Genomic DNA, 15,250 nt, shown 5'->3' with positions numbered 1-15,250 from the left:
CGACGTCTTGTCTCGTAACCTATGAACTACGACTGTTTGAACGGCCGCACCAGCTCTAGCTCTGGTCGCATCTCGGCGATGCGCATCAGCTCGTTGTACTTGGCGATACGCTCTGAACGCGACATCGAGCCAGTCTTGATCTGGCCCGTACCGAGCCCGACCGCCAGATGAGCAATTGTCACGTCCTCGGTCTCGCCCGAGCGATGGCTCATCACCGTATTCCAGCCGGCCTTTTTCGCCATCATCACCGCCTGAATCGTCTCACTCAGCGTGCCAATTTGATTTGGCTTGATCAAAATCGCGTTACCGGCCTTTTCAGCGATCGCCCGGTCCAGCCGCATCACATTCGTCACTAACAAATCATCACCGACCAGCTGCGTCGTCGAGCCAAGCTCCGTCGTCAGCGTCTGCCAGTCGTGCCAAGCTTCCTCATCCAGTCCATCCTCGATCGACACCACCGGATACTCAGCCCGCAGCTGCTTGTACATCTTGATCATACCATTCACGTCAAGCGTGCGATGCTCCGTCTCCAGCCGATACCGGCCATTGCCCTCATGGAATTCACTCGAGGCCACGTCAAGAGCAAAGGCAAAGTCCTGCTCCAGTTTATAGCCAGCCTGCTGAATCGCCCGTGCTAGCAGCTTGACCGGCTCCATATTACCGCCGCGCACATGTGGCGCGTAGCCGCCTTCATCGCCAACAGTCGTCGGGTAGCCCTCGGCCTTGAGTACCTTCGCCAGCACGTGAAACACCTCGGCACTCATCCGCATCGCGTCCTCGAACGTCGATGCGCCGACTGGTATGATCATGTATTCCTGAATATCAGTCGCACCAAGCGCGTGCTGACCACCATTCATCACATTAATCATCGGCATCGGCAGGCTCATCGTGCCGGCATTCGCCAGCTGATTGACATAGACGAAAAGCTCAATACCCTTAGACTCAGCCGCCGCCTTGGCAACTGCTAGGCTGACCGCTAGGATCGCGTTCGCTCCAAGCCGCCCCTTATTCAGCGTACCGTCCAGCTGCCGCATCCGCTCATCAACCCGATGTTGCGCAAATGGATCCATGCCACGCAGCGCCCGCGCAATCTCAGTGTTGACATGCTCGACCGCCTTGAGCACACCCTTGCCACCATACGCCAAGTCGCCGTCACGCAGCTCAACCGCCTCGTGCGAACCAGTACTGGCGCCCGACGGCACCGCCGCCCGCCCGAACGAGCCATCGCTCAGCCGAACATCGGCCTCCACCGTCGGATTGCCCCGAGAATCTAAAATTTGTCGTGCGTGAATGTCTGTGATTGTGATATTGTTCATACCTGCTATTGTAGCAGAGATAAAAGAGCAGGGGCAAGCGGGTTACGACCTTCGCCTCACTCGTACAGGCTCTATGTTTCCCTCTCCGCTACTTTGCCAAGGCAGTGCAGGGCTATTACACACCGTCACCTCTACTAAGCGGCCCGTCTTCTTTGCCCGAAATCGAGCTGTCGTTGGACCGGGACACTTCTCGGCAAACCGCAATACGCGATCTCCAGACTCATCGATCTCATCAAAACAGCCCGGCTACCTGACTACGTAGATCTTTATTAAGCTCTCCTACGACCTCAGGATCCAGATCTGCAACATCAACCTGCACGCCGTCATCTCGAAAAAGTTGAATATTTGGATTATTGCTCAACCCCTTCAGGGCTAACTCTGCAGCCTCCTTGGCAGCCTACCGTCTATTCTCTACATTCTCGCAAGCTGGCCCAGCAATCGGACAGTCCTTGCACCTACCTAAAAATTCCGCCTTACTCATAGTTACATAATTGTACCGCTACGTTGCAGGTATGTCAAATTACTTGCAAAATAATGTATTCTCATCTACACTTGTAGTTAATTATGGGAGAAAGACGTTATCATTCACCAATAGCCGACGGGCTGTCTGTACTAAGTAGCCCAAACTTTCGGCGAGGAGTTAGTGAAGCTAATCAAGCACTCGCCGCTAAAACAGAAGTAACGAAGAGAGGAGAGCACCTCCCGCCGAATAGGGATCCCGAAAACATAATCAAGCAGCATATCACCCCGCACTTCCCAGACGACTACATCGGCTCGTCAGTGACTATCACAAATGTTACTGAGAGCGATGAGCTAGCTGTCCGCCAACTAAAAGGAGAGCTCCTGTCACCAGAGGCTAAAGCATTTACAGTCAATAAGCGCCCACAAACACTGGCAGCGCTGGCTATTCGTTCCTGGGAAGGTACGCATCATTTTCTGCTCTCCCAAGAGACAGTCGGCAATATTCTCCAATTTGATGTCCATCTACCAACTGATTTGCTGGCGAATTATTTTTCGGCTCAAGCCATAAATCCCGAGATACACGAGACAATACTCGACATAGAAAATGCCGCCAAATATGCCACCTCACCCGCCGACCGTGCTGCAATAATCGCTTGGGGCGTACAAACATTGACTCAGCAATTGGGCGAAGATTTCTGTAAGAGTGGGTCGTTTTCCGGTGAAGGGTCTACATTTACAGGGGAGGGAGTTAGACTTCCGTATGGCAAATTTAACGGCATGAGATCCACCGGCTTTAGTGTAATCACCGACCACACCAGTGATGAGCCAGCTCCACGGGTTGCCCTTTCACTGGAAGCTAGCGATAATACCACTATTCATGTTATCCCAGATCGTCGTTTTCTCTCGAAGCTAATGCGCCGTAACAGCGGCGACACAGATGCTCTCGCAGCATAAACCATAGTTGCTTTACTGCATTATTTCAGGTATAATTCCACTATCATCAAATCAATGCTGGGAGGCAGATTCGCCCGAGAGGTCGCGAGTCGCCGCTTGTACCACAGAAAGGATTAGTATGGCCAAGAAAGCCGAGCTGCTCGAGAAAGCAGCAGAACTACAATTAGCAGTCAGCGACAAGAATACTATCGCAGAGATTGAGGCGGCAATTGCCGAAGCTGAAGCAGGCGCGCCTGAGAGCAGCAAGCCGCACGAAACCAAAGACAAAGACGTCATCGCCGAGCGCGAAGCTGTCGTCGCCAAGGCTGGTAAGCGCAGCCAAAAAGCCCTCGATGAGGCTGCCGAAAAAGCCGAAAAGGAAGCCCGCAAAGAAGCCGGCGACACCACGCCGCAGTCCGACGACGCCGAAGCGCATGTTAAGAAAGGCCCGAAGCCGATCACGCGTCCGCGCCTGGAGCGCCGCGGCAAAAAATACCAGGAAGCAGCAAAGAAGATTGAGAAAAATAAATTGTACAGTCTTGACGAAGCACTGAAGCTGGCGGCTGAGACCAGCCCGGTCAAATTCGACGCCAGCGTTGAAATTCACGTTCGCCTGGGCGTTGATCCGCGCCAAGCCGATCAGAACGTCCGCTCGACCGTAGCACTACCGCATGGTACTGGCAAAGACGTTCGCGTAGCAGTTTTCGCGCCAGAAACCGAACATGCCGCCGCTAAGAAAGCTGGCGCAGACATCATCGGCGACGAGGAATTCCTCAAGCAGCTAGACAAGGAAGAATTGAACTTTGATATCTTGGTCGCCACGCCGCAATACATGCCGAAGCTTGGCAAGTACGCCCGGCTGCTCGGCCCGCGCGGTTTGATGCCGAATCCCAAGTCCGGCACCGTCGCTACCGACGTCGCCAAAGCCGTATCCGAAGCCAAAGCCGGCAAGGTCGAGTACCGCGTCGATAAGCAAGCCATCGTCCACTTGGCAGTTGGTAAAGTGTCGTTTGGCGCCGACAAACTGGTAGAAAACACTCGCGCCTTCCTCGCCAGTCTGAACGCCCAAAAGCCATCCAGCTTCAAGGGCATTTACGTCAAATCTATCGCCGTCGCCACCACTATGGGGCCGAGCATAAAGGTCGAGACTTCGCTGTAAAACCAGTTTCTATACAAACGCGCTCCGCATTAAGCAGGGCGCGTTTTCATATTCCTGAAAAATAAACCAGCATTGTCTTGCATCCCGTTGTCATTTCTGCTACAATTCTAATGAACATTACCAAAGACAGCGCGCGACCGAAGGAAACTGAGGTGTAAACATGCCGCCGAGGGATGAAACGAACAGTTTTATTTGACGTCTTTGGTAGTGCGAGAATCAAAGACGTTTTTATTTGCCTGGCTAATGCCCAGAAAATGAGAACCAGATTCTCCATTACCGCACGTTAACAAATCGGTCGAATCACGCAAGAACCAATCAAAGAAAGGATTTTTATGGCAATTTCACGCGATAAAAAACAAACTTTGGTTGCTGAACTAACCGAGCTGCTGAAGAATGCCAAAGGTACGGCATTTGCGCGGTACCAGGGCCTGAGCGTGGCTGAATTACAAGAGCTGCGCAAGGCTGCCCGCGAGGCAAACGTGGTCATCAAGGTTGTCAAAAACCGCTTGGTACGCGTAGCATTGCAGGGCGTTGACGGTTACAAAGAAGCCGAGACTGACTTATTGGTTGGCCAATTGGTTTACGCCATTAGCGCCGAAGATGAGGTCATGCCAGCCAAAGTTCTGGACACGTTTGCAAAGACGCATCCAGCACTGCAGTTGGCCGGTGGCTTCTCAGGTGAAGGCTTGAGCATCAACGAAGCTGACATCAAGGCGCTGGCGAGCCTGCCAAGCAAAGACCAGCTTATCGCCGAAGTTGTGGCACAGCTGCTCTCACCAGTCCACGACACTGTGGGCGCGCTTGGCGGCAATTTGCACGGGCTCTTGGACGGCATCGAAGCCAAAGCTGCGGCTTAAGTTTAGCAATCAATCATCTCGAGTTATTCGGTCTTCATAAGCTCCGGTATAGCGTTGCAGCCCGAGCGCCATTCAAGGCGCACGGCGCGAAAAGAGGAGGCGTTGAAGATTGGATAACTCGAGATGATAATAATCAATAATTAAGGAGACATATCATGGCTGATATTAAGAAATTGGCTGAAGAACTGACCAGGTTGACAGTTCTGGAAGTTAACGAATTAAAGAATCACTTGAAAGATGAATACGGCATTGAGCCAGCTGCTGCTGCAGTGGCTGTTGCTGGTCCGGCTGCTGGTGGCGAGACTGCCGCAGAAGACGAGAAAACTGAGTTCACCGTCACCCTAAAGGACGCAGGTGCTCAAAAAGTTGCTGTCATCAAGGCAGTCAAGGAAATCACCGGCTTGGGCCTCGGTGAGTCAAAGGCCATCGTCGACGGCGCACCAGCACCAGTCAAGGAAAAGGTGTCAAAGGACGAAGCTGAAGCTGCGAAGAAGACTTTGGAAGACGCCGGCGCTAGCGTTGAGTTAAGCTAATTTTGAGTGAAACGACCGATTGTTTTCGTAGAGAAATGCCGCCCGGAGCTTATACCACGGGCGGTGTTTTATTGGCAAGGGTAAAAATTACCACATTTTTGCCTGACTATCTGTTGTCCTTGTGGAAAGACGAGCCGTTGGCCGATGCGAATATACTGGCGGGACTTGCACACTCACATAATTAGTGCTATATTACTCTCACGTACTATCAAAAATAGACAAGGAATGCGAGCCATATGTCTGATTTACCGGAAAAGCAAGTGAAGCGCCTCAGGACGCTCATCCAAGAAGCAGAAACTAACTTAGCAGCAGCCAAGGAGCTGCTGATCAGCATCGTTGGTGACGATGGACAAGTCGTCACGCCGAAAACCTCGTCGGACGATGTTGCCGGCAAGATAATCGAGGGTGTGTTTGATGGTCAAATGATGATGGGGCCTGATGGCAAGAATTATCCAATCCCGGCGAACTACGCCTCAAAGTCCAAGCTCGTCGAGGGCGACATCTTGAAATTAACCATCGCCGAAGACGGCAGCTTTATCTACAAACAAATCGGCCCGGTCTCGCGCAAACAAGTCATCGGTACGCTCGTCCAACACGACGGCGTTTACTACGTCGAAGCCAATGGCCGTGAATATCGCATCCTGCTCGCCAGCGTCACCTTCTTCCGCATCGAAGTCGGCGACCAAGTCACCATCATCATCCCTGATGACAATCCGGACGCCACCTGGGCAGCTGTCGAAGCGCCACTATAGACCGTTTTTGACATTTGAAGCCGTCCCGGGCGGTTACCGGGCGGCTTTTGATATAATGGTGCTATGTCTGGGGAGTTTTTGCTAAGCTACGCCAGCTTTGATACCGAAAACCGGCCATTTCTGGAATGGCAGATTGACGGCAAGACTGAGCGTGGTGATGTTTTGGGACAGGAGCTGTCACTGGCGTTTGATTTTTCGACCAAATATTGTACCGGCTGGGTGGATTTTGAAAATCATTGCAACCAGGTTTGTCCTGACAGCGCCACGGTTGACGGTAAATATGAAAATTGCCTGAAATGCCGTGATCGGACTGGTTTTAATCCTGCGTTTTATAACGCCGATTCGGTGTCGGCCCAGCAGGAAAAAATTAATCAAAACCCGCACTTCGTCTATCTGGCATATTTCGCGCCGGAAGCTATCAAAGTCGGCATCTCGCAGGAAGAGCGCGGCATTCGGCGGCTGCTGGAGCAGGGAGCGCGCCTGGCGGTGAAGCTGGAAACGTTTGCTTCGGCGTTGATCGCCCGGCAGTATGAGGCGAAAATAGCCGGCCTGGACGGCATCATAGAAACGGTGGCTGCCAGCAAAAAGCTAGGGATGATCAAGCAGCCGCTCGATACTGCAGCGGCGGAGCAGGCCCTAGCTGACACGCTGATACGCATTCAGCAAAAACTGGGGCTGGATTTTCCAAATCGGACGCTCATCATGTGCGACGAGTATTTTCACACGGACGGTCGAGACCTCAGTAGTGTGATTGATATGACGGGGCATAAAACCATGGCTGGCGTCGTCATCAGCGTCATCGGCTCGGTACTCATCACCGAGTACGACGGGCAGCTACTGGCATACAACGTGAAAAAATTCATCGGCTACCAGGCGCAGGCAGTTGACGGCGCCATTGACGTCGAAATACCCAGCACGCAGCTGGCGCTGTTTTAATACATGCCCGCGGGCAGGATTATACCTAAATCATAAAAGCCTGAACTGCCAAACAGCTTACTAATCCCGCACTTTGCGCTATAATACATAAGTATGAGCCAGGCACTGTACCGCAAATATCGCAGTCGCAGCTTGGACGAGGTGTTGGGGCAAGATCACGTGACCAATATCTTGCGCCGAGCGCTGGAGCAGGGGAAAATCGCCCATGCGTATTTGTTGACGGGTCCGCGCGGCGTGGGCAAAACCAGCGTAGCGCGAATTTTAGCGCATGAAATTAATAAGCTACCGTACGACGAGGAAGCCTCGCACCTGGATATCATTGAAATTGACGCCGCCAGCAACAACGGCGTTGACGACATCCGCGCCCTGCGTGAAAAAGCCCAGGTCGCACCGGTTTCCGCGCCAAAGAAAATTTACATCATCGACGAAGTCCATATGTTGTCCAAGCCTGCCTTTAACGCGCTGCTAAAGACCCTAGAGGAACCACCAGAGCACGTAGTATTCATCTTGGCGACTACCGACGCCGACAAGCTGCCCGCCACCATTCTCAGCCGCGTCCAGCAATTTTTTTTCCGCCCCATTCCAGCGGACATCATGGCGCGCCAGTTGATGACTATTGCTGAGAAAGAAGGCTTTGCCATTGAGGCGGACGCTGCTCGGCTGATCGCTGAGCGCTCGCGCGGCGGGTTTCGCGACGGCATCAGCATGCTCGATCAATTGTCGGCATTAGCCAGCGCTGATAAGCCGCTAAGAGCGTCGGACGTTGCCCAGTACCTGGGGCTGAGCGCCACGGAGACGCTGGAAAACCTGCTGGAATTGTATCAGCAGCGTGACGCTTCTGGGGCGCTGAGCTTGCTGAGTGAACTAGAGCAAACTGGCACCGATCCGGTCGTCCTGTCCCGTCAATTATTATCACTGCTGCGAGCGCGCTTACATCAGCGCCCAGAGTTAATTACATTGGTCAAGCGGCTGATTGAGGTTGATCGCCATCCGCATCCAGATCTGAAATTATTGACGATATTTATGGACGGAGCTGGAAGTATAGTTCATAAATCGTCCGAGACCGCACCTACGTCGACCACGAGCCCAAAAGCCGCAGTCAAACCGCCAGTAGAAAAGCCAGAGCTGCCAGTAGCTACTTCAGAAGCGCCAGCCCCAGCCGCTCAGCCAGCAGAAAATTCGCTAAAAACTGCTCCAAAGAATCAGCAAACTAATGATTCTAAGGGTAAGGAAACCGCAGACACCGCCACCCCGGCAGACAATCAACCAACGTCGGACAATCCGCCGACCTCCGCCACAGACATCGACTGGGATAAAATCATCGCCCTGGCCAAAGAGCAGTCATTCGCTATTGCGACATTGTTGCAACACTGTAGCTGGCAGCGAAACGGTAACACCTTGACCCTGTACGTTGGCAATGCCTTTAATAAAAAGAAGCTAGATAACGCCAAGAATCGCCCGCTTATTGCGACAATTGTGCAACAAGTCACCGGCACTGAACTGGATATTATGACAATCGGACAAAAAGCCCCGCCCAAAGACGCCGAGCTTGCGAAAATTGCCGAGCTAATGGGCGGCGGCGAAGAAGTTAACCTGGAGGAATTATCATGAGCGAAACAACCCAAACCGAGACCATAGCGGGCAAATTGCCGCCCCAAAACCTGGACGCTGAAAAAAGCCTGCTCGGCGCAATTCTCATCGACGAGGAAGTCCTAGCCGACGCCGCGGAAATAGTCAAACCGAACGACTTTTATGATAAAAACCACGGGCTAATTTTCGCTGGTATGATGCGGCTATTTGAAAAACATAAGCCAGTTGACCTCTTGACTCTAACTGATGAACTGAAGCGCAAGGACGAGCTGGAACTCATCGGCGGCTCGGCGTATTTGACGGAACTCACCAACTACGTGCCGACGGCAGCGCACGCGGCGGCATACGCCGAAATGGTGGCGCAAACAGCGGTGCGGCGGCGCTTGATCAAGGCCAGCAGCGGCATCACCGAGCTTGGCTACGACGAATCGACGACGACGCAGGAATTATTAGAAAAAGCCGAGGCCGAATTATTCAGCGTCTCCGACCAGTCATTGAAACAGGATCTGGTCAGCCTGGAAAGCATTTTGACCGATAGTTTTGACCGCATCGAGGAGCTTCACCGCAACAAGGGCAGCCTGCGCGGTATGCGGACTGGCTACCGCGATCTGGACACTATGACGGCGGGGCTGCAAAAGTCGGATTTGATTATCCTGGCGGCACGGCCAGCCATGGGTAAGACCACGCTGGTGACTAACCTAGCATACAACGTAGCGACAATTGAGAAAAAGCCGGTACTGTTTTTCAGCCTCGAGATGAGTAAGGAGCAGCTGACCGACCGCATGCTGGCGGACGCGGCCGGCGTTGATAGCTGGAATATTCGTACCGGCAATCTGAGCGGCGATGATTTTGAGAAATTGTCCGAGGCCATGGGCGAGATGGCAGAAGCGCCGATTTACATCGATGATACGCCGGGCCTCAGCATTTTAGAGATGCGCACCAAGGCTCGCCGGCTGGCACACGAGGGCGAAATTGGCCTGATCATCGTCGACTACCTGCAGCTGATGCAGGCCACCAACAATCACAACGGCAACCGCGTCCAGGAAGTGTCGGAAATTTCCCGCGGCCTGAAGTTGATCGCCCGCGAGCTCAACGTGCCGCTGATCGCCCTCAGTCAGCTGAGCCGTTCCGTCGAGTCGCGCACGCCGCCAATCCCACAGCTAGCCGACCTGCGTGAGTCCGGCTCCATCGAGCAGGACGCCGACATCGTCAGCTTTATTTACCGCCCCGGCTACTACGAACCGGATAACCCAGAAGTCCAAAATATCACCGACCTGATCATCGCCAAGCACCGTAACGGCCCGGTCGGCAAGATTCAACTCTACTTCCATCCAGAGCGCCTGCGTTTTATGAGTCTCGATCGCAAGCATGACTAGAATTGTGCTATAATCAATACCAATGAAAAAGCGGAAACTTGCCGACTCGGCTGTCTATCGTTGGCGCTATTGGCTAGGCTACATGGCGCTGATCGTGCTATTTTGTGCGGCCATCACCGCCGCTAGTTTGTATGCCCCGGGCGGCGTGAGCGAGGCGGAAATTGAAGCGCTTAGCACCACCAATGCCATCTCGCCAACTAATCTCGGCTCGTTCGCCCAAACCAACCTACCATTTCACCTCTTGCAGCGTGGGCTATTCAGCTTATTTGGCGTCACCGTCTATACCATCAAGTTGCCGTCGCTCATCCTGTCCTTCATCGCCGCCGTCGCCGTATTTTTCCTATTGCGGCGCTGGTTCAAGCCCAATGTCACCATCCTGTCGCTCGTCATCATGACCGTCACTGGCCAGCTGATCTTCTTTGCTCAAAGCTTCACGCCGCACATCCTCTACATCACCTATGCCGCGCTCATTCTCCTCTTTGCCAGCCTGATCGTCCAGCGTGCTAAGGGCTCAGCCTTGTGGCGGCTACTGCTGGCGACGACGGTCGGCCTGAGCCTGTTTACGCCGTATTTTTGGTATATTCACCTGACGCTGCTGTTGGTAGCGCTGATCCACCCGCATACCCGCTACGCGCTACTCGCCAAACGCAATCGCTTCAAATGGCTACCAGCGATCGTCGTTCTCGCGCTCACGAGCGCGCCGGCAATTTTCCTCGCCGCGACACATCACGATCTACTCAAATCACTGGTCGGTATTCACAGCCTCAGCTGGGCGCTGGTCGATAATTTGCGGTTGCTACTGTATCATTATCTCTGGGTCAAGCCGACCGTTATCGGCGGTCAGATCGCACCAGTGCTCGACTTTTCGGCGCTGTTTCTGATCGTGCTTGGTCTGTTCAAAACCATCCAGCATCACCACACCGCGCGTTCGTACATGATCGGCGTCTGGCTGCTACTAAGTTTGCCGCTGCTGGTGCTGCAGCCATCAATGACCAGCATTATCATCTTGCCGCTATTTATCCTGCTGGCCGTTGGTGTCGAGGCGCTGCTCAATCAATGGTATTCGCTATTTCCGCGCAATCCTTACGCCCGTATCACTGGCTTATTGATGCTGATGGCGCTCATCGGCGTGATGGTGCTCTCGGGTCTCGACCGCTTTACCAATGGGTATCGTCATTTCTCGGGCGCCGTGCATGAATTTAGCACCGACCTGCCGCTGCTACAAAAAGCCATCGCCGGCAGGCAAAACGTCGTTCTCGTCGCTAATCCGCACGAGGCGCCGCTCTACGAAACCGTCGCTCGCTATAGCAAGCACAAACTCACCGTCAATCAGCCGGCCGCGGAGGGTGCTACGCTCGTCATCACCCGCGCTGAACAAATGGCACACCCCAACACTGACGGCTGGACACTGGAGCGCATCGTCACCAATAGCCACACCGAGCGAGCTGACCGCTTTTACCTCTACAAATCGGCAAAAAAATAGCGTATAATGAAAAAGTAAATTCAAGGAGGAATCAATAATTATGGCGTTTGACCAAGTCAAGATGTTGCAGCAACTGCGCAAGGCCCAGAAACAACTCGGCAAAGAAATCATTGAAGTAGAAGCCGGCGACGGCGCGGTGATTGTCCAGATCACCGGTGAGCTAAAAATTAAGTCGATCAAGATTAATCCAAAAATGGTTGACCTCGATAATATCGAGCAGCTGGAGCACTGGATTCAGATCGCAATTCGCGATGGCCTGGCTAAGGCACAGGAAGTTGCTGCCGAGACGATGAAGCCGCTGATGGGCGGGCTGGGCAACTTGCCGTTCTAATGAAACCGACGATTTTGCCGACGGCGCTGACGACGCTAATTGATGAGTTTGGCGGGCTGCCTGGTGTCGGGCCGCGAACCGCTGAGCGCTATGCCTATGCCGTACTTCGGCGTGACGCCAGACGAGCCGAGCAGCTAGCACGGGCGCTGGATCGGCTGCACACACGCGTCAAAACCTGTCCGGTCACGTTCGCGTTGATTGATCATGATCAAGAGGTGTCGCCGCTATATCAGGACGAGTCGCGCAATCGACGCTTGATTTGCGTGGTCGAAGAGCCACTGGACATCGTGGCGCTGGAGCGGACGGGGCAGTATAGCGGCACCTATCACGTGCTGGGCGGGGCGATTTCGCCAATTGACGGCATCGGCCCGGAGCAGCTGCACATCCCTGAGCTCATCAAGCGGATCAAGCACGATGACGCCGAGGAACTGATCATCGCCACCAACGCGTCGGTCGAGGGCGAATCAACCGCGCTCTTTTTGCAGCGCTACCTCCAGGAGGCCGGTCTCACCATCACTATCTCGCGCCTGGCCCGCGGCATCCCCGTCGGCGTCGACCTTGAATACGCCGACCAAATCACGCTGACGCATGCGCTGGAAGGACGACGAACGCTGTAGCTTGCTAAGGCCATCCTGCTTTTGCTACAATACAACCATGAAACCAGAGGTGGGGAAGGCACGCGCTGAGGATATCGCGGCATTTTTAGCGAAATTTGACGACGTCGAGGAAGCAATTGACGCAATCCGTAACTTTGCCCAACCGGCTGTTTCGGCTGGTTTAGTTGATTTACCTCCAGCCGCCAAATCTAGCCCAGCCGCTAAGGTTATGACACCGCCCGCTGCCGCGCCAAAACGCTCCAACCGTTGCCATATCGCCATAACCGACCTCGCTAAATCTTACCGCGTCGGCCACCAGACCATTCCGGCGCTTGATGGCGTTAGCCTTGATATTTTTGCTGGCGAGTTCGTGGCCATCACTGGCGCTAGCGGCTCGGGTAAAAGCACTTTATTGCAACTCATTGGTGGACTCGACAAGCCGTCCACTGGCCAAATCCTCATTAACGACCAGCCGCTCAGCCGCTTGTCCGACCGGCAACTGTCGCGGTTCCGATCGCGTGAAATCGGCTTTGTTTTTCAATCATTTTATCTGCAGCCATTCCTAACCCTGTTCGCCAATCTGGAAATCCCCGCCATGTTTGCCCGCATCAAGCCCAAGCAGCGCCGCGCTCGCGCCCAGGAACTCGCCGAACTGGTCGGACTAGCAGACCGGATGCACCATTTGCCGCGCGAACTTTCCGGCGGTCAAATTCAGCGCGCTGCCATCGCCCGCGCTTTATTCAATCGCCCGAATATTTTACTCGCCGACGAGCCGACAGGCAATCTGGACAGCGCCAATTCCGACCGCATCATTGACCTATTTCACCAAATCCGCCGCGAACTCGGCACCACCGTCGTTATCGTTACGCACAATCCAGACATCGCCGCAGCAGCCGATCGTGAAATCCGCCTGAAGGACGGGAGAATAGCCGATGCTTAGAATCACCGATTCGCTGCGGCTGGCTGGCACCAAACTCCGAGTGCGGCGTATTCGCTTGTCCATCACCGTGGTCGTGTCCGGGCTGCTTTTCGCGGCGCTGCTGGCGGGACTGACTATGCTAATGGGCGCCCAGCGGAGCGTCGAGGAATTTGATCGAGGCAGCCTGAATAGTCGCTATTTGGTGGCGCAAACCGCCATTCGGCCAAATAATATTGAATTTACCTCAAATCTAACTGCCCGCGCCGAAGTCGAACGCACGCAAATGATCAAGGACAAGCAGGCGCTGGCCGCCCGCCTCGGCCTGCCATACGACCCCAAATCCGAACCGCCAATCATGCAGTCGTTTCCTGATAGCCAACCGTACCCGAACGACCAAAGCGTCATCGTCCAGCGGCTTATTCGCCAGGAGACCGCCAAATTACCGCGCCTCACAGCAGACGCGCAGTGGCAATTTGCCCACACCCGCGGCGCCGTGCAGCAGTTTAGTATTCAATCAATCGCCGCCAATGGCATGCTGAACTATATGGAGCGGGGAATTGAGTCATTTGATGACAAGCGCCAGCAAAACAACCAGCCGACACCGCTGGAAGAATTTAAACAGCAATTCAGCAGTATAACCGCTATCGACCAATCGCTGCTGGGCGGCTATTTGCTGGCTGGCGCCAGCGCCAAACCCAGCGAGATCCCGCTGATCATCCGCTACCAGGACGCCGAGGTGCTGCTCGGTCTCAAGCCGCTGGATAAAAACGCCAGCAATGACACGCAACTAGCAAGACTAAAAGAATTGCGCCAAAAAGCCGGGCAGCTGACATTCAGCGCTTGTTATCGTAACCCGGCTTCGCAAGAATTACTGCAAACCGCCAAACAGCAGATCCAAGCTGCCGCCAATCAAGCTAAAAAACCATCCGCCGATTATGTCAAACCAGACCGCGAATACGCCATGCCACCTGCCGATTCCTGCGCTGCGCCGGCCGTCGTTAAGGATAATCGTTCAGCCGAAGCCAAGCGCACCGAGGCCAACCAGCGCTATTTTGATCAAACTTTTGGCTCAGCTCAGCCCGAACCCGCCCAGGCTAAATTTACTTTCCGCGTCGTCGGCCTGATGCCGGACGACATGAAAGCCACCCAGAGTGACATCGGCAGCTTCTTACAGCAGTTTTTAAGCACCCGCCTGTCACACACCTGGATCATGCCGCGCGGATCAATGACCACCGCGGCGCAAACGGCACTTGAATCGACTATTCAAACCGCCAGCAATGATCAAGGTAACGCCAACAGGGACGAGACGCTGGCTATCTATGAATTCAGCGACCCCAACAAAGCTCGCAACTACCTGGCAGCCGCTTCTTGCGGCGAAGGAGCTTCTGGCGGTACAGGAGGCACCGATTTATTCGCCCAACCCGAACCCGCCGAAACTTCCACAGCCAAAAGATCGAATAAATCAATCTGCCTGCCGCACTACGTAGTATTCGCGTCGCCCACCGGCAGCAACTCGCTCGTCAATTACGACGCCATGGAACGCCTCAAGCCAATCATCATGTGGACGTTCATCGGCGTGACGATCATCGCCGCCTTTATCTTACTGATTATCATCTCCCGCACCATCGCCGACAGCCGCAAAGAATCCGCAGTCTTTCGGGCACTCGGAGCAACACGGCTTGATATTAGCCAAATTTATTTCGTCTACACCATGATCGTGGCGTTGCTTACCGCGCTGTTCAGTATCGCCGCCGGACTAATCGTCGTATATATTGCCGACAACTTGCTGGCTAGTCAAATCACCGCGACGCTGCGCATCGCCATGACACCGAAAGATTTGGCGACAACTTTCCACTTTTGGACAATTGACTGGACGATCATCGGCGCGGTCGCCCTCAGTATCATCGCTGCCGCCGTGCTGGCGTGCCTGATACCGCTCATCCGCAACACCCGCCGCAACCCGATCAAAGACATGCGTGACGAATAGCCTCGCCACACCACCGAAAC

General features: G+C 54.1%; 14 protein-coding genes and 1 other annotated feature. Of the genes, 13 read left to right on the top strand and 1 reads right to left on the bottom strand.

What is annotated here, in order from left to right:
• Positions 1 to 26: 26 nt before the first annotated feature.
• A complete protein-coding gene (locus GWK76_02005; GenBank protein ID QHU92091.1) occupies positions 27 to 1,316 on the bottom strand; it encodes a phosphopyruvate hydratase in 1,290 nt (429 codons plus the stop codon).
• A gap of 564 nt (positions 1,317 to 1,880) precedes the next feature.
• Here GWK76_02005 and GWK76_02000 point away from each other — a divergent pair.
• The 13 genes from GWK76_02000 (at position 1,881) to GWK76_01940 (ending at position 15,230) form a co-directional block, all read left to right on the top strand.
• Entirely contained in the window at positions 1,881 to 2,732 is an 852-nt protein-coding gene (locus GWK76_02000; protein ID QHU92090.1) for a hypothetical protein, read from the top strand.
• A 451-nt stretch (positions 2,733 to 3,183) separates the two neighbouring features.
• A complete protein-coding gene (gene rplA / locus GWK76_01995; protein ID QHU92557.1) occupies positions 3,184 to 3,870 on the top strand; it encodes a 50S ribosomal protein L1 in 687 nt (228 codons plus the stop codon).
• A gap of 102 nt (positions 3,871 to 3,972) precedes the next feature.
• Positions 3,973 to 4,110: a sequence feature (ribosomal protein L10 leader region), on the top strand.
• Positions 4,111 to 4,202: 92 nt separating this feature from the next.
• A complete protein-coding gene (rplJ, locus tag GWK76_01990; GenBank protein ID QHU92089.1) occupies positions 4,203 to 4,727 on the top strand; it encodes a 50S ribosomal protein L10 in 525 nt (174 codons plus the stop codon).
• 155 nt (positions 4,728 to 4,882) lie between these two features.
• The gene (gene rplL, locus GWK76_01985; GenBank protein ID QHU92088.1) at positions 4,883 to 5,260 is read left to right on the top strand and encodes a 50S ribosomal protein L7/L12; all 378 of its coding nucleotides are present in this window, start codon (positions 4,883 to 4,885) and stop codon (positions 5,258 to 5,260) included.
• Positions 5,261 to 5,496: 236 nt separating this feature from the next.
• Positions 5,497 to 6,012 carry a hypothetical protein gene (locus GWK76_01980; protein ID QHU92087.1) on the top strand — a complete coding sequence of 172 codons (516 nt, stop codon included), beginning with the start codon at positions 5,497 to 5,499 and terminating at the stop codon, positions 6,010 to 6,012.
• A gap of 63 nt (positions 6,013 to 6,075) precedes the next feature.
• Positions 6,076 to 6,948, top strand: coding sequence for a DUF2797 domain-containing protein (locus GWK76_01975; GenBank protein ID QHU92086.1), 873 nt, complete (start codon positions 6,076 to 6,078; stop codon positions 6,946 to 6,948).
• A 93-nt stretch (positions 6,949 to 7,041) separates the two neighbouring features.
• Positions 7,042 to 8,559 carry a DNA polymerase III subunit gamma/tau gene (dnaX, locus tag GWK76_01970; GenBank protein QHU92085.1) on the top strand — a complete coding sequence of 506 codons (1,518 nt, stop codon included), beginning with the start codon at positions 7,042 to 7,044 and terminating at the stop codon, positions 8,557 to 8,559.
• Positions 8,556 to 9,914, top strand: coding sequence for a replicative DNA helicase (gene dnaB / locus GWK76_01965; GenBank protein QHU92084.1), 1,359 nt, complete (start codon positions 8,556 to 8,558; stop codon positions 9,912 to 9,914). Before dnaX ends, dnaB begins: the two co-directional genes overlap by 4 nt.
• Before the next feature lie 22 nt (positions 9,915 to 9,936).
• Positions 9,937 to 11,397, top strand: coding sequence for a hypothetical protein (locus GWK76_01960; protein QHU92083.1), 1,461 nt, complete (start codon positions 9,937 to 9,939; stop codon positions 11,395 to 11,397).
• Between the two features lie 40 nt (positions 11,398 to 11,437).
• Complete coding sequence (locus GWK76_01955) at positions 11,438 to 11,728, top strand: YbaB/EbfC family nucleoid-associated protein (GenBank protein ID QHU92082.1); 291 nt, start codon at positions 11,438 to 11,440, stop codon at positions 11,726 to 11,728.
• Positions 11,728 to 12,345, top strand: coding sequence for a recombination protein RecR (gene recR, locus GWK76_01950; protein QHU92081.1), 618 nt, complete (start codon positions 11,728 to 11,730; stop codon positions 12,343 to 12,345). Before GWK76_01955 ends, recR begins: the two co-directional genes overlap by 1 nt.
• 37 nt (positions 12,346 to 12,382) lie before the next feature.
• Positions 12,383 to 13,264 (top strand): ATP-binding cassette domain-containing protein, encoded by an 882-nt coding sequence (locus GWK76_01945; GenBank protein QHU92080.1) that lies wholly within the window; start codon positions 12,383 to 12,385, stop codon positions 13,262 to 13,264.
• Positions 13,257 to 15,230: an FtsX-like permease family protein gene (locus GWK76_01940; GenBank protein QHU92079.1), complete on the top strand. Its 1,974-nt coding sequence runs from the start codon at positions 13,257 to 13,259 to the stop codon at positions 15,228 to 15,230. The genes GWK76_01945 and GWK76_01940 overlap by 8 nt, the downstream gene beginning before the upstream one ends.
• The last annotated feature ends 20 nt before the right edge of the window (positions 15,231 to 15,250 follow it).

Source organism: Candidatus Saccharibacteria bacterium oral taxon 488, from assembly GCA_010202465.1.
GTDB lineage: Bacteria > Patescibacteriota > Saccharimonadia > Saccharimonadales > Saccharimonadaceae > Nanosynbacter.
The sequence above is the reverse complement of the archived record's forward strand: the minus strand, read 5'-3'. Positions and strand labels throughout refer to the sequence as shown.

Bases quoted from the DNA above. Each gene is read 5' to 3' on its own strand.
- GWK76_01945 (QHU92080.1), top strand. From the start codon at position 12,383: ATGAAACCAGAGGTGGGGAAGGCACGCGCTGAGGATATCGCGGCATTT.
- GWK76_01975 (QHU92086.1), top strand. From the start codon at position 6,076: ATGTCTGGGGAGTTTTTGCTAAGCTACGCCAGCTTTGATACCGAAAAC.
- dnaX (QHU92085.1), top strand. From the start codon at position 7,042: ATGAGCCAGGCACTGTACCGCAAATATCGCAGTCGCAGCTTGGACGAG.
- GWK76_02005 (QHU92091.1), bottom strand. From the start codon at position 1,316: ATGAACAATATCACAATCACAGACATTCACGCACGACAAATTTTAGAT.
- recR (QHU92081.1), top strand. From the start codon at position 11,728: ATGAAACCGACGATTTTGCCGACGGCGCTGACGACGCTAATTGATGAG.
- rplL (QHU92088.1), top strand. From the start codon at position 4,883: ATGGCTGATATTAAGAAATTGGCTGAAGAACTGACCAGGTTGACAGTT.
- GWK76_01955 (QHU92082.1), top strand. From the start codon at position 11,438: ATGGCGTTTGACCAAGTCAAGATGTTGCAGCAACTGCGCAAGGCCCAG.
- GWK76_01940 (QHU92079.1), top strand. From the start codon at position 13,257: ATGCTTAGAATCACCGATTCGCTGCGGCTGGCTGGCACCAAACTCCGA.
- GWK76_01980 (QHU92087.1), top strand. From the start codon at position 5,497: ATGTCTGATTTACCGGAAAAGCAAGTGAAGCGCCTCAGGACGCTCATC.
- rplJ (QHU92089.1), top strand. From the start codon at position 4,203: ATGGCAATTTCACGCGATAAAAAACAAACTTTGGTTGCTGAACTAACC.
- GWK76_01960 (QHU92083.1), top strand. From the start codon at position 9,937: ATGAAAAAGCGGAAACTTGCCGACTCGGCTGTCTATCGTTGGCGCTAT.
- dnaB (QHU92084.1), top strand. From the start codon at position 8,556: ATGAGCGAAACAACCCAAACCGAGACCATAGCGGGCAAATTGCCGCCC.
- GWK76_02000 (QHU92090.1), top strand. From the start codon at position 1,881: ATGGGAGAAAGACGTTATCATTCACCAATAGCCGACGGGCTGTCTGTA.